This is a genomic window from Bradyrhizobium sp. (genome assembly GCF_049798375.1).
Taxonomy (GTDB): Bacteria; Pseudomonadota; Alphaproteobacteria; order Rhizobiales; family Xanthobacteraceae; genus Bradyrhizobium.
Genome location: NZ_JBARGP010000412.1, coordinates 1 through 2,286, shown reverse-complemented (window position 1 = coordinate 2,286; position 2,286 = coordinate 1). Strand labels below are relative to the sequence as shown.

Genomic DNA, 2,286 nt, shown 5'->3' with positions numbered 1-2,286 from the left:
CGGGCTGCGGCGCGGTAAGGGTGAAAAGGTGCGGTAAGAGCGCACCGCGGATCCGGCAACGGAAACGGCAAGGTAAACCCCACCGGGAGCAAGACCGAATAGGGACGGCAACACGGGCAGTTCGCTTCGAGCGACAACGCCCGTGGGAGCGATGTCAGGCTCGCCGTCCGGGTAGGTTGCCCGAGGCAACGTGCAAACGTTGTCCCAGAGGAATGGCCGTCACGTATCGTCGCACGCAAGTGCGGCGGTGCCCTACAGAACCCGGCTTACAGGCCGGCTGATATGTTCATGAGGGGTTCGGCCGACCACGCCGGACCCCTCACCATGTCCGCCACCATCGTGTAAGCATTCTTGTCCACGCCTCCACCACGGAAATTGCGATGCATGCCGCCGATACTGCGCTGCTGCTGATCGGCGCGCTGGCCGGTGGCTTCGTCTCGGGTCTTGCGGGCTTCGGCACCGCGCTGATGGCGCTCGGCATCTGACTCTATGTGCTGCCGCCGACATCAGCGGTGCAGTTAGTGCTGGTCTGCTCGATCGTGGCGCAGAGCGCCACTTTGCCAGCGATGTGGAAGCGCTTCGAGCTCTCCATCGTCTGGCCATTCCTGATCGGCGGCCTCGCCGGCGTGCCGCTCGGCACGTTACTGATCGCGCAGGCCAATCCCGTGACCTTCAAGCTCACGGTCGGCATCCTGCTGCTGGTGTTCCCCCTGGCGCTGCATTTCAACCGCAATTGGCCGGCGCTCCGCTTCGGCGGCCGCTCCGCCGACGGCCTGATCGGCTTCGCCGGCGGCATCCTCGGCGGACTCGCCGGCCTGTCCGGCCCGCTGCCGATCCTGTGGGCGACCTTGCGCGGCTGGAGCAAGGACGAGCGGCGCGGCGTCTACCAGACCTATAACTGGACCGTGCTGACGATGGCCTTCGTCCTGCAACTGATCAGCGGCCTGGTCGCGCCGCAGATGATATGGCTGTCGCTGCTTGCGCTTCCGGGCACCCTGATCGGCGCCTGGCTCGGCACCCGCGCCTATCACGCCATGAGCGACCGCAATTTCGGCGATGCCGTGCTGGTGCTGCTGTTCATCTCCGGGCTCACCCTGCTCTGGAGCAGTCTCTGATTCCACAGTCGAGACTGGCGCGCGCTCAATGCCCGCCGCCACCGCCCCCCATCGCCGCCGCGCTCGGCTTCTTCAGCAGCATCACCATGAAGCTGAGGCCGATATAGAACAAGGTCAGCATGAAGAAGGCGTCGCCATAGCCCATCACCACGGCCTGGCGGTGCACGATCTGCGACAGCTGCTTCATGGCCATGAGCGCCGCGTCGCCCATGCCCTGCAGGCGCTGGGTGAAATTGTTCAGCGTCTCGACCGCCATGGCGTTGCCCCAGTTCACCCGCTCCTGCAGGCGGCTGATGTGCAGATCGGTGCGGTCGTTGAGCACCTCGTTGATCACGGCCAGGCCCACCGCGCCGCCAAGGTTGCGCATCAGATTGAACAGACCGGAGGCGTTCTTGACTCGATCCGGCGCCAGGGTGCCGAGCGCGATGTTGTTGGTCGGCACCATCGCGCACATCATGCCGATGCCGCGCAACACCTGCGGCCAGAACAGCTCCCAGAAATCGTAGTCGCGGGTGATGTCGGTCATCTGGTAGGAGCCGAGCGCGAAGACGACGAGCCCGAACACGATGATGTAGCGCATATCGAATTTCAGCATCAGCCGTCCGACCACCGGCGCCATCAGGAACATGGTGACGCCCGAGACGAACATGGTCTCGCCGATCATCAGCGCACTGTAGCCGCGCACCTCGGCGAGATAGCGCGGATAGATGTAGGTCAGGCCGTAGAGGCCGATGCCGATGCAGAACTGCAGCAGGCAGCCGACCGCGAAATTGCGGTTGCTGAAGGCTCTGAGATCGACGATCGGCTCGTCGGCCGTCAGCACGCGCCAGAAGAAGGCGACCGCGGAGAGGACGCAGACTGCGGCGCAGATCGCGACGCTGGTGTCCTGGAGCCACTCATATTGCGGACCTTCCTCGAGCACATATTCGAGCGCGCCGAGGAAGCCGGCCATGAACAGCAGGCCGAACCAGTCGAATCGCTCGAGCAGCTTGAAGTCCGGCTGGTCGAAATCGACCAGCCACAGCACGCCTGCCGTGATGAGAATGCCCGGCGGGATGTTGACGAAGAACAGCCAGTGCCAGGACATCGCATCGGTGATGTAGCCGCCGATGGTCGGGCCGATGGTCGGCGCCAGCGTCGCGACCAGCCCGATGATCGGACCGACGATGTG

At 64.6% G+C, this 2,286-nt stretch carries 1 protein-coding gene, 1 other RNA gene and 1 pseudogene; 2 read left to right on the top strand and 1 reads right to left on the bottom strand.

What is annotated here, in order from left to right; translation table 11 throughout:
• Both rnpB and WA702_RS17570 read left to right on the top strand, forming a co-directional pair.
• Positions 1 to 285, top strand: an RNA gene (gene rnpB / locus WA702_RS17575) — RNase P RNA component class A; the annotation flags it as partial.
• Between the two features lie 95 nt (positions 286 to 380).
• A pseudogene (locus tag WA702_RS17570) lies at positions 381 to 1,115 on the top strand (sulfite exporter TauE/SafE family protein).
• A gap of 25 nt (positions 1,116 to 1,140) precedes the next feature.
• Here the strand turns inward: WA702_RS17570 and WA702_RS17565 are convergent.
• A partial coding sequence (locus WA702_RS17565) for a DHA2 family efflux MFS transporter permease subunit (RefSeq protein ID WP_425111809.1) occupies positions 1,141 to 2,286 on the bottom strand: 1,146 nt, incomplete at its 5' end.